The sequence below is a fragment of the Microbispora hainanensis genome (genome assembly GCF_036186745.1).
Classification (GTDB): Bacteria; Actinomycetota; Actinomycetes; order Streptosporangiales; family Streptosporangiaceae; genus Microbispora.
Genome location: NZ_CP108086.1, coordinates 7,898,707 through 7,921,821, shown reverse-complemented (window position 1 = coordinate 7,921,821; position 23,115 = coordinate 7,898,707). Strand labels below are relative to the sequence as shown.

General features: G+C 72.0%; 19 protein-coding genes and 3 tRNA genes. 8 read left to right on the top strand and 14 right to left on the bottom strand.

Annotated elements, in window-relative coordinates; genetic code table 11:
• Positions 1-25: 25 nt before the first annotated feature.
• Positions 26-1,174 (top strand): sensor histidine kinase, encoded by a 1,149-nt coding sequence (locus tag OHB01_RS35980; RefSeq protein WP_147944094.1) that lies wholly within the window; start codon positions 26-28, stop codon positions 1,172-1,174.
• Positions 1,175-1,184: 10 nt separating this feature from the next.
• On the opposite strand, the gene OHB01_RS35975 is transcribed toward OHB01_RS35980, so the two are convergent.
• From OHB01_RS35975 to OHB01_RS35965, 3 genes are all read right to left on the bottom strand, one after another.
• On the bottom strand, positions 1,185-1,868 hold the full coding sequence (locus OHB01_RS35975; protein ID WP_205830806.1) for a rhomboid family intramembrane serine protease: 684 nt from the start codon (positions 1,866-1,868) through the stop codon (positions 1,185-1,187).
• 266 nt (positions 1,869-2,134) lie between these two features.
• The gene (locus OHB01_RS35970) at positions 2,135-2,536 is read right to left on the bottom strand and encodes a nitroreductase family deazaflavin-dependent oxidoreductase (RefSeq protein ID WP_142650408.1); all 402 of its coding nucleotides are present in this window, start codon (positions 2,534-2,536) and stop codon (positions 2,135-2,137) included.
• A gap of 27 nt (positions 2,537-2,563) precedes the next feature.
• Positions 2,564-3,124 carry a TetR/AcrR family transcriptional regulator gene (locus OHB01_RS35965; RefSeq protein WP_142650409.1) on the bottom strand — a complete coding sequence of 187 codons (561 nt, stop codon included), beginning with the start codon at positions 3,122-3,124 and terminating at the stop codon, positions 2,564-2,566.
• A 104-nt stretch (positions 3,125-3,228) separates the two neighbouring features.
• On the opposite strand from OHB01_RS35965, the gene OHB01_RS35960 reads away from it, so the two are divergent.
• Positions 3,229-4,827, top strand: a complete 1,599-nt coding sequence (locus OHB01_RS35960; protein WP_147944095.1) for an MDR family MFS transporter — start codon at positions 3,229-3,231, stop codon at positions 4,825-4,827.
• Positions 4,828-4,929: 102 nt separating this feature from the next.
• Here the strand turns inward: OHB01_RS35960 and gndA are convergent, their stop codons facing one another.
• Positions 4,930-6,351, bottom strand: coding sequence for an NADP-dependent phosphogluconate dehydrogenase (gene gndA, locus OHB01_RS35955; protein WP_142650411.1), 1,422 nt, complete (start codon positions 6,349-6,351; stop codon positions 4,930-4,932).
• 125 nt (positions 6,352-6,476) lie between these two features.
• A complete protein-coding gene (locus OHB01_RS35950) occupies positions 6,477-7,706 on the bottom strand; it encodes a TIGR03118 family protein (protein ID WP_328854585.1) in 1,230 nt (409 codons plus the stop codon).
• Between the two features lie 289 nt (positions 7,707-7,995).
• Between OHB01_RS35950 and OHB01_RS35945 the strand changes: the two genes are divergently transcribed.
• Positions 7,996-8,871, top strand: a complete 876-nt coding sequence (locus OHB01_RS35945) for a hypothetical protein (protein WP_142650413.1) — start codon at positions 7,996-7,998, stop codon at positions 8,869-8,871.
• Between the two features lie 251 nt (positions 8,872-9,122).
• On the opposite strand, the gene OHB01_RS35940 is transcribed toward OHB01_RS35945, so the two are convergent.
• From OHB01_RS35940 to OHB01_RS35925, 4 genes are all read right to left on the bottom strand, one after another.
• Positions 9,123-10,166: a sulfotransferase family protein gene (locus OHB01_RS35940; protein WP_142650414.1), complete on the bottom strand. Its 1,044-nt coding sequence runs from the start codon at positions 10,164-10,166 to the stop codon at positions 9,123-9,125.
• Between the two features lie 320 nt (positions 10,167-10,486).
• Entirely contained in the window at positions 10,487-11,005 is a 519-nt protein-coding gene (locus tag OHB01_RS35935) for an ATP-binding protein (RefSeq protein ID WP_240971886.1), read from the bottom strand.
• A gap of 138 nt (positions 11,006-11,143) precedes the next feature.
• Positions 11,144-12,670, bottom strand: coding sequence for an MFS transporter (locus OHB01_RS35930; RefSeq protein WP_328854584.1), 1,527 nt, complete (start codon positions 12,668-12,670; stop codon positions 11,144-11,146).
• A gap of 616 nt (positions 12,671-13,286) precedes the next feature.
• Complete coding sequence (locus OHB01_RS35925) at positions 13,287-14,549, bottom strand: hypothetical protein (RefSeq protein WP_142650416.1); 1,263 nt, start codon at positions 14,547-14,549, stop codon at positions 13,287-13,289.
• 203 nt (positions 14,550-14,752) lie between these two features.
• Between OHB01_RS35925 and OHB01_RS35920 the strand changes: the two genes are divergently transcribed.
• On the top strand, positions 14,753-15,967 hold the full coding sequence (locus OHB01_RS35920) for a cytochrome P450 (protein WP_142650417.1): 1,215 nt from the start codon (positions 14,753-14,755) through the stop codon (positions 15,965-15,967).
• A 134-nt stretch (positions 15,968-16,101) separates the two neighbouring features.
• On the opposite strand, the gene OHB01_RS35915 is transcribed toward OHB01_RS35920, so the two are convergent.
• The gene (locus tag OHB01_RS35915; protein ID WP_328854583.1) at positions 16,102-17,625 is read right to left on the bottom strand and encodes an LLM class flavin-dependent oxidoreductase; all 1,524 of its coding nucleotides are present in this window, start codon (positions 17,623-17,625) and stop codon (positions 16,102-16,104) included.
• A gap of 55 nt (positions 17,626-17,680) precedes the next feature.
• Between OHB01_RS35915 and OHB01_RS35910 the strand changes: the two genes are divergently transcribed.
• Together OHB01_RS35910 and OHB01_RS35905 are read left to right on the top strand one after the other, a co-directional pair.
• Positions 17,681-19,201, top strand: coding sequence for a DNA polymerase beta superfamily protein (locus tag OHB01_RS35910; protein WP_240971887.1), 1,521 nt, complete (start codon positions 17,681-17,683; stop codon positions 19,199-19,201).
• 104 nt (positions 19,202-19,305) lie between these two features.
• The gene (locus OHB01_RS35905; protein ID WP_142650419.1) at positions 19,306-19,539 is read left to right on the top strand and encodes a hypothetical protein; all 234 of its coding nucleotides are present in this window, start codon (positions 19,306-19,308) and stop codon (positions 19,537-19,539) included.
• Between the two features lie 70 nt (positions 19,540-19,609).
• Here the strand turns inward: OHB01_RS35905 and OHB01_RS35900 are convergent, their stop codons facing one another.
• From OHB01_RS35900 to OHB01_RS35885, 4 genes are all read right to left on the bottom strand, one after another.
• On the bottom strand, positions 19,610-20,068 hold the full coding sequence (locus tag OHB01_RS35900) for a DUF5990 family protein (protein ID WP_142650420.1): 459 nt from the start codon (positions 20,066-20,068) through the stop codon (positions 19,610-19,612).
• 206 nt (positions 20,069-20,274) lie between these two features.
• Positions 20,275-20,349, bottom strand: a tRNA-Val gene (locus OHB01_RS35895).
• Between the two features lie 14 nt (positions 20,350-20,363).
• A tRNA-Cys gene (locus tag OHB01_RS35890) sits at positions 20,364-20,434 on the bottom strand.
• A gap of 28 nt (positions 20,435-20,462) precedes the next feature.
• Positions 20,463-20,534: transfer RNA gene (locus OHB01_RS35885), tRNA-Gly, on the bottom strand.
• Between the two features lie 150 nt (positions 20,535-20,684).
• On the opposite strand from OHB01_RS35885, the gene OHB01_RS35880 reads away from it, so the two are divergent.
• The gene (locus tag OHB01_RS35880; protein ID WP_142650421.1) at positions 20,685-21,497 is read left to right on the top strand and encodes an ArsR/SmtB family transcription factor; all 813 of its coding nucleotides are present in this window, start codon (positions 20,685-20,687) and stop codon (positions 21,495-21,497) included.
• Positions 21,498-21,558: 61 nt separating this feature from the next.
• Positions 21,559-23,106 (top strand): histidine ammonia-lyase, encoded by a 1,548-nt coding sequence (gene hutH / locus OHB01_RS35875; protein ID WP_142650422.1) that lies wholly within the window; start codon positions 21,559-21,561, stop codon positions 23,104-23,106.
• Positions 23,107-23,115 lie beyond the last annotated feature (9 nt).

Here is a 23,115-nt window from a genome sequence, read left to right as displayed (position 1 = left end):
CAGGTCAAACCCACAAACTAGCGGTATGGGGGAGAAGTGGGCCGGGCTCGCCGAGCGCCGGGAGGCGGCGGCTGACGTGCTGCTCGCCGTCGCGGTGCTCGCCTTCGGGCTGCCGCCGGTGTTGTTCGGCCACTCCTTCCCGGACCTGCCGTTCCTCGCCGTGCCGTGGTGGGCGCAGGTCGCCGCCGTGTGCGCGGCGGCCCTGTCCATGCTGGTGCGGCGCAGCGTGGCCTGGCCGATGATCGGGGCCACGGTCGCCTGCGCCCTGCTCGCGGGCGAGACCATCCCGCTGATGCTGGCGGCGTACTCGATGACGGCGCAGAACACGGTGCGCCGATGGCCGTGGGTGGCCGCCGCGCTCGCCGGGGTCTACATGCTGGCCGACTGGGCGAGCCCCTACACCGACCGGCTGCCGGTCGCCCTGGCGGTGCGGGCGATCACACTGATCTTCCTGCCCGCGCTGGTGGGCACGTGGGTGTGGCGCTACCGCACGATGATCCGGGAGCTGCGCGCGGGCGTGCGGGCGCGCGAGGAGCGCGCCGCCGCCCAGGAACGCCGCCGCATCGCCGGTGAGCTGCACGACACGGTGACGCACGCGGTGACCGTGATGGTGCTGAACGCCGGGCTCATCCAGGACACCGACGAGCTGGAGGAGATCCGCAAGCTGGCCAGGAACATCGAGGACAAGGGCGTGCGGGCGCTGACCGAGCTGCGCGAGCTGCTCACGGCGCTGCGGCGCAGGGACCTGCCTCCCTCGGCGGAGAGCGTCGAGGGGATACCCCGCCTGGTCGAGGAGAGCAGGGCCACCGGCCTGCGCGTCGCCCTGCACTACGACGTGCCGGAGGAGACGCTGTCGCGGCAGGCCGGTCACGCCTGCTACCGCGTCGTCCAGGAGGGCCTCAACAACGTGCGCAAACACGCGCCCGGGGCAGACGTGCAGGTGGTCTGCGAGGCACACGGCGACGTGCTGAACGTGTCGGTCGTCAACAGCGGCAAGGGCCGGGCGGTGCCGGTCCGGGTGCCCGCCGACGCCGGAGGCGGCTACGGGCTGCCGGGCCTGCGTGAGCGCGTCGCCCAGCTGGGCGGGCGGCTCACGTACGGCCCGACCCGCGAGGGCGGGTTCGCGCTCACCGCCACCATCCCCCTCTACCCGCCCGACCCGTGCGAGGTCTGACCCGTACGCGTCACAGGCCGAGGTCCTCGATCTCCTTGAGCAGGGCCGCCCTGGAGCCGGGAGGGGCGTTCGTGCCGGGGGCCGCGCTCCCGGTCGTGCCCTTGCCGATGTGCTTGGCCTTCCGGTCGCGGAACAGGTAGCCGCCGAGGATGCCGCCGGCGAAACCGAAGACGTGGGCCTGCCAGCCGATGCCCTCGGCGGGCAGCAGGCCGGCGAACTGGTAGGCGAAGCACAGGCCCATGACCAGGCCGATGACGATGTCGATCAGATGCCGGTCGAAGGCTCCGCGTACGAGCACGTACCCGAAGTAGCCGAACACCAGCCCGCTCGCGCCCGCGCCGACCGTGGAGGAGTCGGCGGTGAACCACGAGCCGAGCCCGCTGGCGACGGCGATGAGCGCGGTCACGCCGAGGAAGCGCCGCACGCCCCGGTAGGCGGCGAGGAACCCGAAGATGAACAGCGGCCCGGAATTGCCCTCGATGTGCTCCCAGCTCCAGTGGAGGAGCGGAGCGGACACGATCCCGGGCAGTCGCCCGAGGTCCCACGGCCTGATCCCGTAGCTGTAGCTGAGCGAGTAGGCCGAGGCCCAGTTGGCCACCTGCACGACCCAGATCAGCGCCAGGAAGCCGACCATGACCCAGAATGCCTTGCGGGCCTCGGCGATCATGATTTCGGCGGTGCGGCCGTCGCTCACGGAACCTCCCCCGTCACTGAGGATCACGCGGGAAAGATACCGCCGCCGGCCGCACGAGTCACCGGGTTCGCCGGGAGGGGGCCCCGATGAGCATGACCCCGCACAGCGTCGACGCCCACGAGGGGCCGGTCGAGATCCTCAGCATCTTCGGCCACGACGGGGAGCGCACCCATCTGCACGCCGCCGACGAGACGCCGCGTGCGGACGACGAGGCGAGCCGGGAGCCGGCGGTTCCTGACCACCGGCCGCCCGGCCCGCCCGGCGAACTACACGCGTTCGATGACGACGATCGGGATCTCCCGGTCGGTCTTGGTCGCGTACTCGTCGTACGCGGGCCACGCGGCGGTCATCGTCCGCCACATGTCCGGGCGTTCCTCCGGGGTCGCCGTACGGGCGTGCGCCTTGAACCTGTCTCCCTTGATCTGGAACTCCACCTCGGGATCGGCCTGGAGGTTGCGATACCAGAGCGGGTGCTCGGGCGCACCGCCCTTGGAGGCCACCACCAGATAGGCGTCGCCGTACGGCTGATAGATCAAAGGAGTGCTGCGAGGCAGGCCCGACTTGCGGCCCTTGGTGGTGAGGATGGCCACCGTGGTGCCCTGCCAGTCGTGGCCTTCCTCGCCGTCGGTCTCGATGTAACGCTTGACGTGTTCCTGTCCGAAGAGCATGTCGATCACCTTCCCACGAGAGAGGGATCAACTACCCGAGGCGTCGGCCAATTCCAGTGCGACCTGCAGTCCCGCAGCGGTCCGCTCCTCCTCGGTCGAGGATTCGTCGCGGAGGAAGAACCAGGCCGCGTGCATCGCGAACAGCGCCATCGAGCGCCGCAGCCGGACCGGCAGCGGGTCGTCCGGGCCGCACAGCGCCTGCATCAGCTCGCCCAGGCGCTCTCGCATCAGGTCGACCTGGGCGTGGCCCTGCAACGCCGTCTTGTTGCGGTCCATGAACTGCATGATCTCGTGGTGGCGTCCCTCGGACATCTGCGCCGAGTAGCGGCGGATGAGCTCCCCCCGGGTCTCCGGGGTGCGCGGGTGCCCGTTCGCCCACGCGATCAGCTCGTCCAGCGCCTTGACGCGGTCTTCGATCAGGCTGGCGACGATGTCTTCCTTGGTGCGGAAGTGGTAGTAGAGTGCCGCTTTGGTCACGCCGAGGGCCTCGGCTATCTCCCGGAGCGACGTCGCCTCGTACCCCTGCTCGGTGAAGAGCCTGATCGCGACCTCCTGGATGCGGCTGCGCGTGTCGGTTTGAGCACCCATTCCAACGGTTCCTAATTAACTTGACGGCCGGCAAGTAAGGACAATACCGTGCCTCGGGCACTAGCCTGTCGGCAAGTAAGTAATTTTCTCCAAAGGGGGCACCCATGACGACGGAGACCGCGGCCGCGCCCGGCCGGTCCCGGGAAGTGATGATCGTTTTACCTGGCCTGATGCTGGCGATGATGCTGGCGATGCTGGACAACATGATCGTCGGTACGGCGATGCCGAGGATCGTCGGGGAACTCAACGGCCTGGACTACTTCACCTGGGTCACCACCGCGTACGTGCTCGGCACCACGGTCTCCACGCCGATCTGGGGCAAGCTCGGCGACCTCTATGGGCGCAAGAACATCTTCCTGAGCTCGATCATCATCTTCCTGGTCGGTTCCGCGCTCTGCGGCATGGCGGGCTCGTCGCTGTTCGGCGGCACCGGCGACGGCATGATCGAGCTGATCGCCTTCCGCGCGCTGCAGGGCCTCGGCGCCGGCGGGCTCATCGTGGGCGTGATGTCCATCATCGGTGACCTGGTCCCGCCCCGTGAGCGGGGTCAGTACCAGGGCATCATGGCGGCGATCATGTCGCTGGCCATGATCGCGGGGCCTCTCGTCGGCGGGTTCATCACCGACAACCTCAACTGGCGCTGGGCGTTCTACGTGAACCTGCCGCTCGGCGGCGTGGCGCTGCTCTGGCTGGTGCTCAAGCTGCACCTGCCCAAGCACCGCACCGAGCACCGCATCGACTGGGCCGGCGCGGCCGTCCTCACCGTGGCGATCACGGCGATCGTGCTGATCACCTCGTGGGGTGGTCAGGAGCACGGCTACCCGTGGGGCTCGTGGCAGATTCTGGGGCTGGCCGCCCTGGCGGTCGTCGCGCTGGCGGTGTTCATCCCGATCGAGCGCAAGGCGGCCGAGCCGATTCTGCCGCTGCACGTGTTCGCCAACCGGAACTTCACGCTGATCAACCTGCTCGGCTTCCTGCTCGGCTTCGCGATGTTCGGCGCGATCACCTTCCTGCCGATGTTCCAGCAGATCGTGCAGGGCTCGACGGCCACCAACTCCGGTCTGCTCCTGCTGCCGATGATGGCCTCGTCGATGGTCGTGTCGCTGTTCGTCGGCCGGGCGATCACCAAGACGGGCAAGTACAAGAGCTTCCCGGTGATCGGTGGCGTGATCATGGCCATCGGGATGTGGCTGCTGTCGACGCAGGACGTCCACACCCCCGCCTGGCGGACCGGCGTCTACATCGCCGTCCTCGGCCTCGGCATGGGCTTCCTGATGCAGACGACCATGCTGATCGCGCAGAACAGCGTCGAGCAGAAGGACATCGGCGTCGCCAGCAGCGCCTCGACGTTCTTCCGCTCGATCGGCGGTTCGTTCGGCATCTCGCTGTTCGGCGCCATCTTCAACAGCCGGCTGGTCGACGAGATCAGCGCCAAGCTCGGCCCGCAGGCCGCAGCACTGGCGGGCTCCGGCGGCGGGACGATCGACCGCAAGGTGCTCGACGCTCTCCCGCCGACGATCAAGTCGGGCTTCCTGGAGGCGCTCGCCAACACGATCGGAACGGTCTTCCTGTGGTCGGTCGTGTTCGCCGCGGTCGTCCCGATCATCGCGGCCTTCATCAAGCACGTCCCGCTGCGCAGCGGCGCTCCCGGCGCCGCCCCCGGCGAGAAGGCGGAGCCGATGGCGGCCGCCGCCTTCGAGTGACCCGGCCCGGATGACCCGGCCCGGATGACCTGATCCGGAGCCGATGACGATACGGCGCACGTCCCCGCGCGGACGTGCGCCGTATCGCGTTCTGCGGGCCGGTCAGGCGGGCCGCTCGGCCCGGTCGCCCGACCAGTCGGTGTGGAAGGAGCCCTCCCGGTCGACCCTCCGGTAGGTGTGCGCGCCGAAGAAGTCGCGCAGCCCCTGCAGCAGCGCGGCGGGGAGCCGGTCACGGCGCAGCCCGTCGTAATAGGCCAGCGCCGAGGAGAAGCCCGGCGTGGGCACCCCGATCGTCGCCGCCGTCGCCACGACCCGCCGCCACGACTCCTGGGCGTCCTCCAGGGCCTGGGCGAACGTCGGGTCCACCAGCAGCGTCGGCAGGTTCGGGTCCGCGTCGTACGCCGCCCGGATCCGGTCGAGGAAGCGGGCCCTGATGATGCAGCCGCCGCGCCAGATCGTGGCCATCGCGCCCAGGTTCAGGCTCCAGCCGTACTCCGCGCTCGCGGCGGCCATCTGGTCGAACCCCTGGGCGTACGCCACGATCTTGGAGGCGTACAGCGCCCGCCGCACGTCCTCGACGAGGCCGGAGTCGCCGGCCGTCCCCGAGGGGCCGGTGAGGGAGCGGGCGGCGGCCCGCTGCTCGGGGTGGCCCGACAGCGCCCGGGCGAACACCGCCTCGGCGATTCCGGTGACCGGGACGCCGAGGTCGAGCGCGCTCTGCACGGTCCAGCGGCCGGTGCCCTTCTGCTCGGCCTGGTCCTGCACGACGTCGACGAACGGCTTGCCCGTGGCGGCGTCGGTGTGACCGAGCACCTCGGCGGTGATCTCGATCAGGTACGACTCCAGGTCGCCCCGGTTCCACTCGCGGAAGACGTCGGACAGCTCCTTGGGGCTCAGCCCGAGAGCCTGCCGGAGCAGGTCGTACGACTCCGCGATGAGCTGCATGTCCGCGTATTCGATGCCGTTGTGCACCATCTTGACGAAGTGGCCCGCGCCGTCGGGGCCCACGTGCACGCAGCACGGCACCCCGTCGACCTTCGCCGCGATGTCCTCCAGCAGGGGGCCGAGCGTCTCGTACGCCGCGGCGTCGCCGCCCGGCATGATGCTCGGGCCGTTGAGCGCGCCCTCCTCGCCGCCCGAGATTCCGGTGCCGACGAAGTGGATGCCCCGCTCGCGCAGCGCGGCCTCCCGCCGGCGGGTGTCCAGGTAGTGGGCGTTGCCGCCGTCGATGATCATGTCGCCCGGCTCCATGACGGCGGCGAGCTCCTCGATCACGGCGTCGGTGGGGGCCCCGGCCTTGACCATGATGATCGCCTTGCGTGGCCGTTCGAGGGAGGCCACGAACTCCTCGATCGTGCCCGCCGGCAGGAACGCGCCCTCGTCGCGGTGCTCCTCCATGAAGCGGGTGGTACGGCTCTCCGTGCGGTTGTGCACCGCGACCACGTGACCGTGGTGGGCGAAGTTCCGGGCGAGGTTGCGGCCCATGGTCGCCAGGCCCGTCACTCCGATGTCTGCCTTGTCCATGTCTACAGTCATACCGCTCCCCGGGGTGTGGGATCGGCCGCGGGTGGGCGTGTCCCGGGACCGGTCCGCCGCTCGGCGACGCTCAGTGGTTGATCGGTGCCGATTCACAGCCGCTGAGCGGCCGCTCAGTAGCCGTAGCCGCCTGATGGGTGGGAGTGTGACGGCGCAGGTCTGGCCGAGGTCGTGGACGCCGGCGTGGGCGAGGCGGTGCCCGCGGCCGTGGCCGGGCGGATCAGGCCGAGCAGGCCGTGCCGCGCCCCCGAGATGCCGGCCGAGAACCACACCGCGTCGGCGCCGCCGTTGGCCGCCGTGCCGGGTTCGAGGTCCCACAGCCCCTCGACGGCGATCGCCCTGCCGTCCGCCCCGCGCAGCGGGCCGAGGTAGCGGCCGGTCTTCGGGTTGTACGCGTTGATCCATCCGTCGCCGAAGTTGCCCACCAGCAGCGCACCGGCGTACGCGCCGAACCCGGCGGGGGCGAGCGTCAGCGCCCACGGAGCGTTCAGCGAGCCGCGGGAGGCGAGACGCCGCACGAAGCGGCCGCTCGCGGTGAACTGGCTGACGAACCCGTTGCCCCGGCCCGCCACCGGCCTGCCGGTCGCGGGGTCCCGCTTGGCGTACGCGACGACGACCGAGCTCCCGGCGATCTCGACGTTGAAGGGGGAGTAGTGCGCGGGCAGGAACGGATCGCGGAACGCGCGGCGCGACAGCCGCACCCGCCGGAAGTCGTCGTCGAAGACGTGGACGGCGCCGTGGGAGAAGGACGGCGCGAGCAGGAACGTGCCCCGGTCGGTGGTCATCAGCGCCAGGCCCTTGTAGTCGGCGCCGCGGGTGAACGCGGCGATGACCGCGTTGTGCGGATCGGCCTTGGCGCTCCAGGCGGTGATGGCGCCGCTGGGGCTGGAGAAGATGAACGAGGCGGGCGCGGTGCCGGCCTTGCCCTTGATCGTGAAGGCGTCGCCCGTGTACGCCACCTGGCCGGTGGGGATGCCGCCGGGGATCGCCACCGTGGTGGGTGCCTTCCTGACCGTCCCGGCGCCTCCGGTGTAGACGGTCGCCGTGCCGGTCCCCGCGTTGGACACCCAGAGGGTGGCGCCCATCGCGAGGCCCCAGGGGTTGACCAGCTTGGGATCGGTGAGCGCCGCCCGGCCCGCCACGTCGGAGACCAGGTCGACCCTGGCGAACCGGGCGGGGGTGCGTGCCGTGCTCGCGGACCGGTTCGCCGCGGTGTGGACCTGGTGGCCGGAGCCCTGCCAGGAACGGGAGGCGTGGGGGGACGAAGCGGGGTGGGCCGGTGCGGCTCCGGCCAGCGCCAGCGCGAGCGGCGCGGCGCAGAGCGTGACGATACGTGCCCGCATGGGGCCTCCTGAGAGTGATCAGAACTGTGTCGGCATGCCCTTACGCCCGGAGATACGCCGCCCTCCCGTTCCGGGTTCACCTGACTTTTCCGCAGGTAGCGGGCGCGAGCAGTGGCGGGTCTGCCCTATCCTGACAAAACCCGCAAAGCAAGCGGGTTTTGTATAGACATGGTCGTCCGATGGCGAGGACACTTGGCCTCGCGGCGGGCCGCTGGTAATTCACTACAGCCAAGAAGGGCCGGTGGGAGCCGGCCCCGTCCACCGTCGTCGCTCAGTACGGAGAAGAGACGTGTTCGCACCGAAGCCGGAACGGTCAGTCGTCGCGGTTCCTCCGCCCGGAGACGGGCCAGGATTCTGGGCGGGCGCGCCCAGTGCCGTGGCCAGGGACGGATGGATCTATCTGGCTTACCGGCTGCGCCGGCCGCTCGGTGACGGGCGGGGGTACGCCGTTGAGATCGCCCGCTCGGCCGACGGGGAGCGGTTCGAGAAGCTCCTCACCATCACCAAGGACGAGATGAAGACCGAGTCGCTGGAGCGCCCGACGCTCGTGGTGACGCCGGAGGGCAGGTGGCGCCTCTACCTGAGCTGCGCCACGTACGGCACCAAGCACTGGCGGGTCGAGATGATCGAGGCCGCCGGGCCGGCGGAGTTCGACCCCGCCGACGCGCGGGTGGTGCTGCCCGGCGACCTCAAGACCGGTGTCAAGGACCCCGTGATCCTCCACCACGGCGGCGTGTGGCACCTGTGGGCGTCCTGCCACCCCCTGGAGGACCCCGACGAGGCCGACCAGATGGTGACCGAGTACGCCACCAGCACCGACGGCGTCGAGTGGACCTGGCAGGGGACCGCGCTCGACCGGCGGCCCGGCGAGTGGGACTCGCGTGGTGTGCGGGTGACCGCGGTCACGTTCAGCGGCGGCACCGTCATCGCCTACTACGACGGCCGCGCGTCGGCGGAGGAGAACTACGAGGAGCGCACCGGCGTGGCCATCGGCCCCGGCCCGTCCACGCTCACCGCCACCGGAACCGCCCCCGTCGCCCAGTCGGAGCACGCCGGGGGAGGGCTGCGCTACCTGTCGATCGTGCCCGTGGAGGGGGGCCACCGCCTCTACTACGAGCTGACCCGCGCCGACGGGGCCCACGAACTGCGCACCGAGCTGCACTGACCCTGCTGTACCGGTCCCGCCGCGCTGAGACCCGCCGCACCGGCCTCGCCCCGCTGACCCCGCTGCACCGACCACGCCGCGCTGACCACGCTGCACCGACCACGCTGCACCGACCCCGCCGCGCTGACCACGCTGCACCGACCACGCTGCGCCGACCGCTCCGGCGGGCGGTTGCGACGCCCGCGGGCGGCACCGCCGTGGACAGCTGAGGCGGGAGCGGGCACGGGGGTGACGGCGGCCGAGTCCCGGGGTCACGCCCCCGTGGGATCGCCTCCGGGCGGGCCGTTCATGCCCTGCCGCCGGCCGGCCGGGTCGGAGACGCTCCTGGCGCGGCCGTTGCGGGCCTGCCGCTGGCCGGACGGCCGGGCTCCGACGAGGCCGCCCGACCGCTCACGGGGGCGCAGCCAGTCGCCGAAGTCGTCGCCGGAGTCGCGGCCGAGCACGTCGCGCAGCAGCGCGATGTCGGCGGCGAAGTAGGCGAGCAGCTCCTGGCGCTGCGCCCAGGTGAGCGGCCGCCGGGGCTGGCCGTCGCGCTGCAGCACCCGCTCCAGCGGCGTGGTGAGCCGCTGGCCCAGCACCGGGTCGCCGAGCCGGGCGAGCCGGGCCAGGATGCGGTGCCTGCGGCTGTGCCGCGGATGGGCCGTGACGTTCTCCCTGGGCACCTCGCCGACCAGCCCCTGCTCCACCCCGAGGAACGCGCAGATGCGATCGAGGGTGGCGGCGGGGCGGTCCACCAGATCCCGATAGCGGAAGACCAGCACCTGCTCCCGGGGGAACAGCGTGAACAGGTGCGCGAGCTGCTCGCCGTACCGGCCGAGGCCGACGTAGTGCCAGAACGGCGACCAGCCGTCGGCGATCCGCCGCTTCTCGGCCGCGCACGCCTCGATGACGTCGCCGATCGGCTCCAGCCCGGCCGACCACAGGTGGGTCCAGTTCGAGTGGGCGCGCTCCACCGGGTCGCGCAGCGAGACGATGAGTTTCGCGTCCGGGATCGTCTCCTTGATCCGCCGCTGGGCAGCGCGGTCGTAGAGGTAGAAGGGGGTGGACTCGCCGCGCAGCGCCCCCGGCGGCGCGTCCGCGAACAGCGCCTCGTAGTCGGTGCGCCGCCATACGTGCTCGCGGTAGGTCTCCGCGTCCCCCGGCCCGCCTTTCAGCGGGGGCGGACCGTCGGTGAGGAAGAACTTCGGCTCCTTGACGGAAGACATGAAGAGCCGGGGATGGCGTGCCAGCGCCGCGTGCAGGGCCGTGGTGCCGGCCTTCGGCACCCCGATGACCAGGAAGTCGGGCAGGGCCATGGGAGTCCTCCTACTTTCCCGATTAAATAGGTTGGTATTGCCCCTTCCTTGCCCGGAAAAATCACCCGACGTCGGTGTAGTACCACCGAAACGGGCGCCAATGCCGTGTCACGGCCACCGATCTGAGCGCGCGGCTCCCCGCCCGGCGAACCAGGGCCGCGACCGGGAAGCGCTCGTGAGCTGGGAGGACGGTTCAGCCGGGCACCCAGGGCCGACCGGGACGGTGCGGAGGACCTGTTCCACCCGGGAGTCGCCCCGCGCCGCGGCTTCCCGCCTGTCCACGCCCATGACCGACCGGGAAGCGGTGGGGAGGGCCTGTTTCAGCCGGAGGTCGCGCCGCGCGCCGCGACGGCCGGTCGCACCCGCGCGGCCGGCCGGCGGCGGGTGAGTGCGGCGGCGTGCCGCTCGCCGTCGGACCAGACCTCGAACCACACCTCGTTGCGCCCGGCCTCGCGGACCAGCCCCCACCGGTCGGCCAGCAGGTCCAGCAGCGGCAGGCCCCGGCCGCCCTGGCTCGATCCGTTGGGGAGCGGATGCCCGGCGCACGGCGGCGCGGCCGACCCGTCGTCCTCCACGCAGATCCGCACCCGGTCGGGCAGGCACGAGACGGTGACGGTGAAGGTGCCGCCGTCTCCTGATCGGGAGTGGACGACCGCGTTCGTCGCGATCTCGCTGGTCAGCAGCACGCAGTCGTCGTGCCGCGGATGGCCGCGTCCGAGTGCGGCGGACACGAGCCTGCGCGCCCGCCCCACCTGGTCGCGCCCACCCGCGAGCCGGGCCACGCGGTTCCCCGCGCCGTCCCCCGAGATCTCCATGAGCTCCTCCCAACGCGTGACCATGTGGCCGCCGCAGGAGAGGACGTCCGCCCCCGCGCCCGCGATGTCACGGGAAAGTAGGAGTGTCCTTGCCCCGCTATGCCGGAAAAGCACCCCGCCCCTCGTTCTCGGGCCGGGAGCGGGCGCTCCTGGCTGGACGGGTCACCGTACGCGCGGCCTCTCGGAGGCGGTCGCCGTGGCGACGTCGCGAGGATAGGAGTGCCTGCCGTGGAGCAGGATGACCGCGTTCGCCACCAGGGGCCCGAGCATGATCAGGAAGGTGTACTGCAGGCCCTGCGCGCTCCTGGGGCCGTCCGATCCGAGGAGATCGGCCAGGAATCCGAAGGTCACGGGGGCGACCGCCTCCGCGCCCATCCGGAGGAACGTACGGATGCTCTCCGCGCGCCCCCAGAGCCGGAAGTGGACGACGTCGAGGCGCGCGGCGTCCAGCGGGGGATTGGCGGCGGCGAGACATCCGGCGGCGACGAGGAAGAACGGCAACGCCGTCGCGGTCGACGTCGTCAGCAGAGCCGGGACGAAGAACACGGCGGTGGTCAGGTAGGCGACCGCGGGGACGGTCATGCGCGCGTCGAGGCGACCACGCCGGATCAGGTGGTCGGCGACCCGCCCGCCGCTCAGGACGCCCGCCAGGGCGCCGAGACCGACGAGCAGCGCCGGTCCCGTGACCGCCGCCGCGGCGAGGCCGTACTGCCGGTCGAGGAAGAGCACGCCGAAGCTGCGCAGGCCGGCGAAGAAGAAGTATCCGACCGCGGACGCGATGATCAACACGACGTTCGTGCGTATCCGCAGGACGTAGAGCGCCGCCTCCCACATCGACATCCGCGCGGGGTCGCGCCGCAGGATCAGCGCGAAATCGGGCTCGATGCCGCGGCCCCGCAGGGCGAAGTGCACCGCGTCGCCGCGGCTCGGCGCCGTCTCGTCCCACCCTGCGGCCGGACCTTCCCCTGCGGCCGGACCTTCCCCTGAGCCCGGACCTTCCCCTGAGCCCGGACCTTGCCCTGAGTCCAGACGCTGCCCCGCCGGACGCGGCCGTCCCTGGCCGCCGCGCGCCGGCTCGGGCAGCTTGCGCGCGATCACGATCGTGAGGAGCATCCCGAACACCGCGAGCACGAAGAACGCGGCACGCCACGACAGCAGGTTGGCCAGATTGCCGCCCACCAGCAGGCCGAATCCGACGCCGAGCATCTCCCCGCTGAGGATGAACCCGTAGACACGGGCCCGTTCACCCGGTGGGAAGAAGTCGCCGATGAGGGAGCTGAGCGTGGGACCGGCCGTGGCCGACACCGCGCCCAGCGCCAGCCGCGACAGCAGGAGCCACTGGTACGAATCCGCCAGGCCCCCGGCGAGCATCGCCAGCACCCACAGCACGATGCTGGCGGCCAGGAGCCTGACCCTGCGCACCCGATCGGCCAGTACGCCCACGGGTATGACGGCCAAGGCGGCCGAGGCCGACGACACCGCGGTCAAGGAGCCGAGCTCGGTGTTGCTGATGCCGAGGCTCTCCTTGAGCTCCGGCGCGACCGCCCCCACGGTTCCCTTGTCCGCCGCGTCGAGCGCGAGCACGCCGGCGAGGACGGCGATGATCCGGAAGCGGGCCGGGCCTCCCACGGCACCGATCACCCACCGTGCGGCCCAGGCGACCGCCGCACGCACCAGACCTCCTGGCATCGAGGACATGCTGCTCCCCAGCGGGTTGCCGGAACGCGGGCGGTCGCAGGCAGGCCGATCGTCTCGCCTCTCCTCGTCCACTCCCCGGCCCGGACGAGGGGTCGCACCGGCGCGGAGAACTCTGGTCGCAACCTTTGCCCGGGCTTGTGGCGCGGCATCGAGCGACCCGGGTACCCGCCGCGGCGGGCGGTGCGGACGCGGTAGCGGAGCCCGGCAGCCGAGGCCGGGGCCGGTGACAACGACGGAGCGGGGCCGGTGAGGACGACGGAGCGGGGACCGGGAAGCGACAGGGCGAGGGCGGGAAGTGACAGGGCGAGGGCGGGAAGTGACAGGGCGAGGGCGGGAAGTGACGAGCGGAGGACGGAAAAACCGAGGCGGGGCCTGAAAACGACAGGGCGGCGGGACCGGCTCGTCCGGTCCCGCCGCCCCGTTTATGTCGGTAGCCCCGCGGCGCTCCCCCTCAGGAGCCGTGCGCGGCTTCCTTCGCCGGAAGCCGCCTGTGGCCTCCCTCGTGAGGAGCCGCGTGTGGCTCTCTCCGCCTGGAGTCGTGCGCGGCTTCCCTCGTCAGGAGTCGCGCGTGGCTTCGCGCGTCACAGGAGTCGTGTGGCTTTCCGCGTCAGGAGTCGTGCGCCGCCGATCCTGGGGCGGAGCCGTTCACGACGAGCACGCGTGCGCGCTCGGGCACCTCTATGGCCGGGAACGTGCCGGTGTCGACGATCCCGTGCTCCCGGAACGCCGCCTCGATCAGCGCGTACGCCTGGGGTTCGAGCTTCCACAGCGCCCGCCACTCCTTCGCCACCATGAGCGGGATGCCCACCTCCTGGGCGATGTCGGCGGCCCGGGGGACGTACTTGCGGGCGATCTGCTGGTCCCAGTACTGCCGGGCGGCCCGGAGCTGGGCCGCGCGCTGGGCGGTGTCGACGGGCGGCGCCGGCTCGGCCGGGATGTCCTCTTCCTCGTCGTCGATCAGCTCGGCGATGGTGGGGGCGGTGGGAGCGGGCAGCGCCGGGGGAGCGGGCGGCTCGGGCTCGGGCGCCCAGGGGACCGGCGGAGCGAGGTCGATCAGCGCGGAGGTGTTGTAGAGCGCGCCGATCTGGGACAGCAGGGCTTCCTGCCGCTTCTCGTCCACGGCCAGGCCGGTGTATTCCACGGCCTGGTCCATCGCCTTGTCGAGCTTGGCCATCGCGACGCGCAGCTTGCGGTCGGACGCTCCGGCCTCGCGCAGCGCTCGGACCCGCTTGGCGGCCAGCGCCACCCTGGTCAGCCTGCGGTGGGCGTCCACCTCGCTCGCCGTACGGTCGCTCGCCTCGGCCAGTCCGATCCGGACCAGCACGCGCTCCGGGGTGAGCCGCCAGTTGATGCGGCCCCGGCCGGTGATGCGGACCCGTTCGATGGCCATGCCGCGCTCCCACAGCCAGGCGGCCACGAGCGGGGCGGCGAGACGGAAGACGGCCTCGGCGACGCTGCGGGCGTCCATGCTCGACAGGACGGCCGACAGGGACGTCAGCACCCACACGGCCAGGCCGTCGATGCCGGCCGAGTAGTTCTCCCGCATGTTGCGGCGCGCCCGTACGGCGCTGGTGATGACGGCGACCTCGATGAAGGCGAACAGCAGGAGCCGCAGCGGCCCGTCGAACCCGAGGACGTCGCCGGAGAAGCGCCACATGCCCTGGGCGGAGACGCCCGTGGCGATGCTGGCGGCGACGATGGTGAGAACGTCCTCGGTGGGCCGGCCGGCCGCCCAGCGGCGGAACAGGCGGATCAGGGCGCGCAGGGCGAAGAAGGCAAGGACCAGTAAGACCAAGGAGATGACGCTGATGATGATCGTTTCGACCGGATTGGCCGACACGAAGGCGGTGATTTGGTCAATGGGGGGCATCAGTCACGGTCTCTCGACGTCCGATGGTTTTCCTCGAGATCATCCCAGAATCGCGTCGCCCTTTGGTGCGAAACACGCCTCTCCGTGAACACGCCGTCGCCGCCGGTTCAACGGGAGTGTCGCCGCGGGGGGACATTGACCGGCCGGTGACCGCTACGTACGTTCCAGGCAGCGTGGAGGACAGGCATCGCCCGGAGGCGACGATGACAGAGCAGTCCGGCACCACATGGCCCTGGCCCGATCTTCCGCCCGGCCCTCTCGGAACCCCCTCGCCCGATCTCGCCCGCAGATGCGCGGAAGGCCCCATGGAGCGGGTCACGATGCCGAGCGGGGACCGGGTTCCGATGATCGTCAGGTATGAGGACGTCCGGACCGTGCTCACGTCCCCGGCGAGCAGCCGCAATCTGCGGGCGGCGAACCTGCCCAGGATGGTCGGCGGCACGAGCCTGGAGGACGACCCGGCGGCTCTGATCAACCAGGATGCGCCCGAGCACACCCGCTATCGGCGCATCATGCAGAGCACGTTCACTCCCCGGCAGATCGAGCGCTGGCGGCCCCGCGCTGCGGCCATCGCCGCGGAGCTGCTCGACGCGGCGGGGGAGGAGTTCGATGTGGTCGCCGACTTCGCGCTGCCGCTGCCCGCCCGGGTGATCTGCGAGGTGCTCGGCGTGCCGATGGACCGGTTCGAGCAGTTCCGCGGCTGGACGGAGATGTTCCTGTCCACCTCCGAGGCGAGCACGGAAGCCAGGGCCGAGGGGTTCACCGCGTTCATGGCGTACGCGCGGGACCTGATCGCGGAGCACCGGACCAGGCCGGGCGACGACCTCATCGACCTGCTCGTCTCGGCGCGCGACGGAGAGGACGCGCTGAGCGAGGACGAGCTGACCCACATGGTCTTCACACTGATCATGGCGGGGCACGAGACGACCGCCTCGATGATCATCCGAGGCGTGTTCCGCCTGTTGTGTCATCCTCGGCAGTACGCGGAGCTGGCCGCGCGCCCCGAGCTGCTGGAGGCCGCGGTGGAGGAGATCCTGCGGCACGAGGGTCCGGGCGGAAACGGTCTGCTGCGGCTCGTGACGGAGGACGTCGAGCTGTCCGGCGGCACCGTGCCGGCGGGGAGCGTCGTGCTGCCCAACCCGGCGGCGGCCAACCACGATCCCTCGGTCTTCGACGATCCGTGGCGTTTCGACATCCGGAGATTCGCGGGCTCCACGCCCGATCCGCACCTGGCGTTCGGCCACGGCCCCCACTATTGCCTGGGGGCGAACCTGGCCAGGATGGAGCTGCAGGAAGCGGTCCGCGCCCTGGTCACGCGGCTGCCGGGGCTGCGCCCGCAGGAGGATCTTTCGGGCGTGCGGTGGACCGACGACGGCTTGATCCACCGGCCGCGCCGGCTGCTGGTCAAGGCCGCCTGAACCACGCCTGGATCACGCCGCACGCCTGCCGCGCCGCACGCCGGCCGCGCCGCCCCCTGGTCGGGGGCCCCTGGTCGGGGGGCCGTGGCAGCTTCGAGCACGGCCGAAGTCGGCCACGGCGGGGTGGGCGCCCGTCAGATGTCGAGGTTGAGGCGGGCGATGGGCTCCACGAGCTCCTCTTCCTCGTAGCGCAGGTGCGACAGCAACACGTCGGACAGCAGCTCCACCTGGTCGCGTACGCCGTCGAGCCGGTCGGGGTCCTCGATCATCGCGACGAGGGCGGCGTCCAACTGGGTCAGCACCCCGGCGATGACCTCGTGCTCCTCCTCAAGGCGGGCCACGACCGGCGCCAGCGACTTCTGCGCCGCGGCCAGCATCGGGAACATGTGCTCGTCCTCGATCGTGTGGTGAGTGGTCAGCAGACGGCAGTACGACGCGCAGAACGTGCCGAGTGTCCAGTAGTTCTGTCGCATGGTGAGCTCGTTGATCATGGAGCGGAGCGCGGCGGCATCGGAGCGTCCCGCGGCGACCTGCTCCAGGGCGTCCCTGATCTGGGTCAGCTCTCGCCGCAGGTGGTCGTGGATGAGCACGAGCCGCTGGCCGTTCGCCTGCCGGCGCGGCGGGAGCGCGGAGATGTCGCGCTTGGGCAGCCGCGGCCGGGTGGCCTCGTCGAGCACCGCCCCCGCCTGCGCCCTGTTCGCCTGGGGTGCCTCCGTCTGGGGTGCCTCCGCGATCCCGATCGGGCCCTCGGCGTCCGGCCGCCGCTTCCGGGCGCGCTCCCGCGCCACGGCCTCGCGTACGGCGGGGGCGACCTCCTCGGCGAAGACCTTGAGGTCCCTGTCGTCGTCCACGGCCAGCACGAACACGCTCATTCCGTGGCCGAGCGCGAGCTCGGCGAGCTGCTCGGCCCACACGGTCGGCGGCCCGTCCAGGAACCCACCGCCAGCGGCGCCGGAGAACCGGCCCGCGATGTTGTAGACGCGGCGGATCTCGCCGGGGTCGCGCCCGGCCCGCTCGGCCGCGGCGTCCACGATCTCGCTCATCGCGCCCAGCTCGCCGGGCGCGGCGTACCCGGCCGAGGGCACCCACCCGTCGCCGAGACGCCCGGTCAGCTCAAGCATGCGCCGCTTGTACGCGCCGAGCCACAGCCCGATCGGATGTGGGGGGAACGGCCCCGGCCGTGCGCCCTCCAGCCGGTAGTGTCCGCCGTCGAGCCGTACGCCCTCGTCGCCCGGCGTCCACAGCGCGCGCAGGACCGTGATGGCCTCCTCCAGCGCGTCCACGGCCTCGCCGGGGCTGCGGCGGGGGCCGCCCATGGCGGCGATGCCGTCCCAGAACGCCCCGGAGCCGAGGCCCAGCTCGACCCGGCCTCCGCTCAGGATGTCGAGCGACGCGGCGGCCCTGGCGAGCACCGCCGGCGGGCGCAGCGGCAGGTTCACCACGTCGGGGAACAGCCGCACCCGCTCGGTGCGCCCCGCGAGCGTGGACAGCAGCGTCCAGGTGTCGAGGAACGCGGGCTGATAGGGGTGGTCCTGGATGCCGACGATGTCGAGCCCGATATCGTCGGCCAGCACGGCCTGCCGGACGATCCGGTGATGCCCCGCCGCGTCGGGCGTGAGGAACGCCCCGAACCACAGCTCATGTCCAAAGTCGGCCATTAAATCGCTACCTTTCCGCGTCTCGGACCGGGAGCCTACCTTCGTGAAAGGCGATATGACCCGCACCGTCCCCGGTGGCACCGTCCTGTCGGTCGTCATCGGCTCGCGCGCGTACGGGCTGGACACCGAGGAGTCGGACGTCGACCGGCGGGGCGTGTTCGTGACGCCCACCCCGATGTTCTGGCGGCTCGACAAGCCGCCCGACCATATGGAGGGGCCGCTGCCCGAGCAGTTCTCGTGGGAGGTCGAGCGGTTCTGCGTGCTCGCGCTGGAGGGCAACCCGACCGTGCTGGAGTGCCTGTGGTCGCCGCTGGTGGAGCTGGTCACCCCGGTGGGCGAGCGGCTGCTGGCGCTGCGCCCCGCGTTCCTGTCGGCGAAGGCGCAGCGGGCGTTCGCGGGATCGGCCGAACGGCAGTTCCGCCGTCTCGGGCCGCATGACCCGCCCTTGCCGGGCGGCGACGGCAGGCGGTGGAAGATGGCGATGCACATGATCCGGCTGCTGCTGGGCGCCGTCCATCTGGCCCGGCACGGGGAGCCGCTGATCGAGGTGGGCGCCCACCGCGACCGGCTGCTCGCCGTACGGCGGGGGGAGACGCCCTGGCCCGAGGTGCTGGCGTGGCGTGCGCGGCTGCTCGCCGAGCTGGAGGAACCGGCCGGAAGCGCGCTGCCCGCACGCCCCGACCGGGCGGCCGTCGAGGAGTTCCTGACCGACGTGCGGGGAGGTGCGCCCTGTGACTCCCGGCGTCGCGCAGACGACTCCTGGCGTCGCGGAGGCCGGTTCCATGACCGTGATCGAAGGAGAGAGGCCGTGACCGCCGTCCTGCCGTCCTGGCTACCCGAGGTGGCCGCGGGTGAGCGGCACCCGCTCGCGTTCGCCACCGTGAGCGGCGCGCATCTGTACGGGTTCCCCTCCGTGGACTCGGACGTGGACCTGCGGGGCGTGCACGTGCTGCCGGCCGAGGAGGTCGTCGGCCTGCGCACGGGCGAGGAGACCGTGACCCGCTCGTGGATCCGCGAGGGCGTGGAGGTCGACCTCGTGACCCACGACCTCGCCAAGTTCTGCCGGCTGCTGCTGGGCCGCAACGGCTATGTGCTGGAGCAGCTCCTGTCGCCACTGGTCGTGACCACCTCCCCGCTGCACGAGGAGATGCGCGCCCTCGCGCGGGGCTGCCTCACCCGGCACCACGCCCACCACTACCTCGGGTTCGCGCGCACCCAGCGGCGGCTGTTCGACCGTACGGGGGAGCTGAAGCCGCTGCTCTACGCGTTCCGGGTGCTGCTGACGGGCGTCCATCTCATGCGTACGGGCGAGCTCGTCGCCGATCTCACGCTGCTCCTCGACGGCGGGCCGCCGTACCTGCCCGGCCTGGTGGAGGCCAAGCGGGCGGCCGAGCACGGCGGGATGCCGGACGGCGCGCCCGGCGCGGAACGGCTCGCGGCCGACCTCGACGCGCTCACCGCCCGCCTGGAGGAGGCCCGGGACGCCTCCGCGCTGCCGGACGCCCCCTCGGCCCACGACGCCCTGCACGATCTCGTCGTACGGACCCGGCTCGCCGGACGCCCATCGGGGGACTGAACGGTGAAACAGGACGCGGACACGCGAACAACGCGGGGTCGCGCCCCATACACGGGGACCATCACGGATAATGGGCCAAGCCGCCATCATCCCAGGAGAACGCTTTGACCACTCAATTCGGCAAAGACAACCTCGACCTGGCCGCGAGCGCGGAGGCACTGGCCGACAGCGCGCCCACCGGATCTCTGCGCCACGCCGCCGCCAAGTCCGTCGCGATCACCTTCGCCACCACCCGCGACGCCGCCCAGGCCCGCAGCACTCTGAACGGCATCTCGCCCGACGACGTCCGGCAGGCCGCGCTGGAGATCTTCGAAGAGCTCTCCGCCCGCGCCGACTGATCGGCTCGCCACCCGCCGATCCCCGGCGGCGGCGCGAGGACGCCCTCGTAGGATCGGCGTGCCTGCCTCGCTATGGCGCGGGCGACCAGGCGATGACGGGCGGCCGGACGGCCGCGCACAGGGGACGCCCCTGCGCGTCGGTGAGCCCGAGCCGCCCGACCAGCGTGCCGGAGCCGATCGCGGCCTCGATGAGATCCGGTTCGAGCCGGTCGAGCATGAGCTTGGCCCGGCGGAACATCGTGAAGCCGCCGGCCGCGTCGAGCGTGCCCCAGCACAGGTAGACGAACCGGCCGCCCGGCCTGCCCTGGACGTACGGGCCGCGGATGTCCGCCGCGCCCTCGGCGGTCGTGGTCACCGTGCAGTCGAGCGTCCACTGCGCGGTCGCGGCGTCACCGGGCTGGAGATCGAGGATCTCGCCGGGGCGGTCCCGCCGCTGCACGCCCACGTGAATGCCCGAGTATCCCGGAAACCCGTCGCCCGGCGGGCAGGTGCGGCCGGGCAGATCAGTTGCCTCGATGCGGATGCGCATGCCCGCATCCTCACAGACGCCCCCGACAGAATCCGCCGCCTTCGCCGGGCGCCGTCCGGTTCTCGGCCGCGCCCTGCCGTGCACCCTGCCAAGAGAACCGTGCACCCTGCCAAGTGAACGGGGCCATGGTCTGCCTGCGAGGGATGGCCGCAGCGCGAAGAAGGCCGGTCCCGCGATCTCGGGTCCGGCCTTCGGATGCTGCGTGGTGGTGGGCGATACTGGGATTGAACCAGTGACCTCTTCCGTGTCAGGGAAGCGCTCTCCCGCTGAGCTAATCGCCCTTGGACGAACCAAGAGGTGGAGACGGGATTTGAACCCGTGTACGCGGCTTTGCAGGCCGCTGCCTCGCCTCTCGGCCACTCCACCGTGACAAGCTGCACAGTGTTCAGATCCGAGCGGAAGACGGGATTCGAACCCGCGACCCTCACCTTGGCAAGGTGATGCTCTACCACTGAGCCACTTCCGCGTCCCCGGCTCTGTCCGGCCGGGCTCACGGGGAAGACTTTATCGAATCTCCCGCCGACTCCCCAAATCAACCGCGTTCCCCCTGCTCAGGCCGCGAGTTCGGGCCGATGCTTCGAGCCCCGTCGAACCGTCCCCGCGTTAGCGTCGAAGCATGTCCGTGACACATGACCGCACACGCGCCGCCGCCGGGACCGCGCTGAAGCCCGGCGCTGCCGAGACCGCGCGGAACGCCGAGATCCCGGGGACCGCTGAGGTCCTGGGAGTAGCCGAGGCCGAGGGGGACGCCGACATCGCCCCCGTCGCGGCCCTGATCGCGGACGCCGCCCGGGCCGCCATGCTCACCGCGCTGCTCGACGGCAGGGCGCTGGCGGCGGGGGAGCTGGCAGCGATCGCCGGTGTGAGCGCCCCCACCGCGAGTTCGCACCTGGCCCGGCTCCTCGACGGCGGCCTGGTGACCGTGGTCAAGCAGGGGCGGCATCGCTACTACCGCCTCGCCGGTCCCGACGTCGCCCGCACCCTGGAGGTGCTGGCCCGGATCAGCGGGCGCGTCGCCGTACGGTCCCTGCGGCAGTCGCGGCAGGCCCGGCTGCTGCGTGAGGCGCGCAGCTGCTACGACCACCTGGCCGGCCGCGTCGGGGTCGAACTGTACGACGCGCTGGTGCGCGAGGGGCGTCTGATCGAGGCGGACGGCGGCTGCCTGCTGACCGCGAGCGGCGCGGACGCGCTGGCGGAGCTTGGCGTGGATGTGGAGCGGGTGCGCCGCGCCCGCCGCAGGTTCGCCCCCGACTGCCTCGACTGGCTGGAGCGCCGCCCGCACCTGGGCGGGGCGCTCGGCGCCGCGGTGCTGGACCGGCTCCTGGCGCGGGAATGGCTGGTCCGGGGCACCGTGCCGCGCGCCCTGCGGCTGACCGGCGCGGGGCGGGAGGGACTGGAGAGGATCTTCGGATGTAAGGACCTAAGCTGAGATACGCTGGTTACTCGCTACGCGCAGAGGGCGCGAGCGGCACGACGTGAAAGAGTGGGACATGCGCGACAACGAGGTCGTGGCCGTCGGCCCGGGACCGCTCGCCTTCGACGACGTGGTCCGGGTCGCCAGGTACGGCGCCCAGGTCCGCCTGACCGACGACGCGATCGCCGAGATGTCCGCGTCGCGCGGGCGGGTTGAGGAGCTCGCGGAGTCCGACACCCCGGCCTACGGCGTCTCCACCGGTTTCGGCGCCCTCGCCACCCGCCACATCGACCCCTCGCTGCGCGCCCAGCTCCAGCGCAGCCTCATCCGCTCCCACGCGGCCGGTTCCGGGCCCGAGGTGGAGACCGAGGTCGTGCGGGCGATGATGCTGCTGCGGCTGCGTACGCTCGCCACCGGCCACACCGGCGTACGCCCGGCCACGGCCCGGGTGCTGGAGTCCCTGCTGAACGCCCGGCTCACCCCGGTCGTCCACGAGTACGGCAGCCTCGGCTGCTCGGGCGACCTCGCCCCGCTCTCCCACGTCGCCCTGACGATCATGGGCGAGGGCGTCGTGCGGGACGCCGAGGGACGCCTGCGGCCCGCCGCGGAGGCGCTCAAGGAGCACGGCGTCGAGCCCGTCGAGCTGGCCGCCAAGGAGGGGCTCGCGCTGATCAACGGCACCGACGGCATGCTCGGCATGCTGGTGCTCGCGCTGCACGACCTGTCGCGGCTCCTCACCACCGCCGACATCAGCGCCGCGATGAGCGTGGAGGCGCTGCTCGGCACCGACTACGTGTTCGCGGCCGACCTGCAGGCGCTGCGGCCCCATCCCGGCCAGGCCCTCGCGGCGGCCAACATGCGGACGCTGCTCGCGGACTCGGGCGTGATGGCCTCCCACCGCGACGGCTCCTGCACCCGGGTGCAGGACGCCTACTCGCTGCGCTGCGCCCCCCAGGTCGCCGGCGCCGCCAGGGACACCCTCGCGCACGCGTCGGCCGTCGCGGCCCGCGAGATCGCCAGCGCCATCGACAACCCCGTCGTGCTCGCCGACGGGCGTGTGGAGTCGAACGGCAACTTCCACGGCGCCCCGGTGGCGTACGTCCTGGACTTCCTGGCCATCGCGGTGGCCGACCTCGCGTCGATCGCCGAGCGGCGCACCGACCGCATGCTGGACGTGGCCCGCAGCCACGGCCTCCCGGCGTTCCTCGCCGACGACCCGGGCGTGGACTCCGGGCACATGATCGCGCAGTACACCCAGGCGGCGATCGTGTCCGAGCTCAAGCGGCTGGCGGTGCCGGCCAGTGTGGACTCGATCCCGAGCTCCGCGATGCAGGAGGACCACGTCTCGATGGGCTGGTCGGCGGGCCGCAAGCTGCGCCGCGCCGTCGACGGCCTCACCCGGGTGCTGGCGATCGAACTGCTGACCGCCGCCAGGGCGCTCGACCTACGCGCGCCGCACGTGCCCGCGCCGGGCACCGGCGCGGTCGTGGCGGCGCTGCGCGAGTCTGTCGCGGGGCCGGGGCAGGACCGCTTCCTCGCGCCGGAGATCGAGGCCGTCGTCCGGCTCGTGGAGAGCGGCGCCGTGGTCGCCGCCGCCGAGTCCGCCGTCGGCCCGCTGGACTGAGTCTCCTGG

Coding starts and splice junctions, on each gene's coding strand:
- hutH (WP_142650422.1), top strand. CDS start 21,559: ATGCGCGACAACGAGGTCGTGGCCGTCGGCCCGGGACCGCTCGCCTTC.
- OHB01_RS35925 (WP_142650416.1), bottom strand. CDS start 14,549: ATGCCCCCCATTGACCAAATCACCGCCTTCGTGTCGGCCAATCCGGTC.
- OHB01_RS35910 (WP_240971887.1), top strand. CDS start 17,681: ATGACCCGCACCGTCCCCGGTGGCACCGTCCTGTCGGTCGTCATCGGC.
- OHB01_RS35965 (WP_142650409.1), bottom strand. CDS start 3,124: ATGGGTGCTCAAACCGACACGCGCAGCCGCATCCAGGAGGTCGCGATC.
- OHB01_RS35915 (WP_328854583.1), bottom strand. CDS start 17,625: ATGGCCGACTTTGGACATGAGCTGTGGTTCGGGGCGTTCCTCACGCCC.
- OHB01_RS35970 (WP_142650408.1), bottom strand. CDS start 2,536: ATGCTCTTCGGACAGGAACACGTCAAGCGTTACATCGAGACCGACGGC.
- gndA (WP_142650411.1), bottom strand. CDS start 6,351: ATGGACAAGGCAGACATCGGAGTGACGGGCCTGGCGACCATGGGCCGC.
- OHB01_RS35900 (WP_142650420.1), bottom strand. CDS start 20,068: ATGCGCATCCGCATCGAGGCAACTGATCTGCCCGGCCGCACCTGCCCG.
- OHB01_RS35880 (WP_142650421.1), top strand. CDS start 20,685: ATGTCCGTGACACATGACCGCACACGCGCCGCCGCCGGGACCGCGCTG.
- OHB01_RS35980 (WP_147944094.1), top strand. CDS start 26: ATGGGGGAGAAGTGGGCCGGGCTCGCCGAGCGCCGGGAGGCGGCGGCT.
- OHB01_RS35935 (WP_240971886.1), bottom strand. CDS start 11,005: ATGGTCACGCGTTGGGAGGAGCTCATGGAGATCTCGGGGGACGGCGCG.
- OHB01_RS35940 (WP_142650414.1), bottom strand. CDS start 10,166: ATGGCCCTGCCCGACTTCCTGGTCATCGGGGTGCCGAAGGCCGGCACC.
- OHB01_RS35960 (WP_147944095.1), top strand. CDS start 3,229: ATGACGACGGAGACCGCGGCCGCGCCCGGCCGGTCCCGGGAAGTGATG.
- OHB01_RS35950 (WP_328854585.1), bottom strand. CDS start 7,706: ATGCGGGCACGTATCGTCACGCTCTGCGCCGCGCCGCTCGCGCTGGCG.
- OHB01_RS35930 (WP_328854584.1), bottom strand. CDS start 12,670: ATGCCAGGAGGTCTGGTGCGTGCGGCGGTCGCCTGGGCCGCACGGTGG.
- OHB01_RS35920 (WP_142650417.1), top strand. CDS start 14,753: ATGACAGAGCAGTCCGGCACCACATGGCCCTGGCCCGATCTTCCGCCC.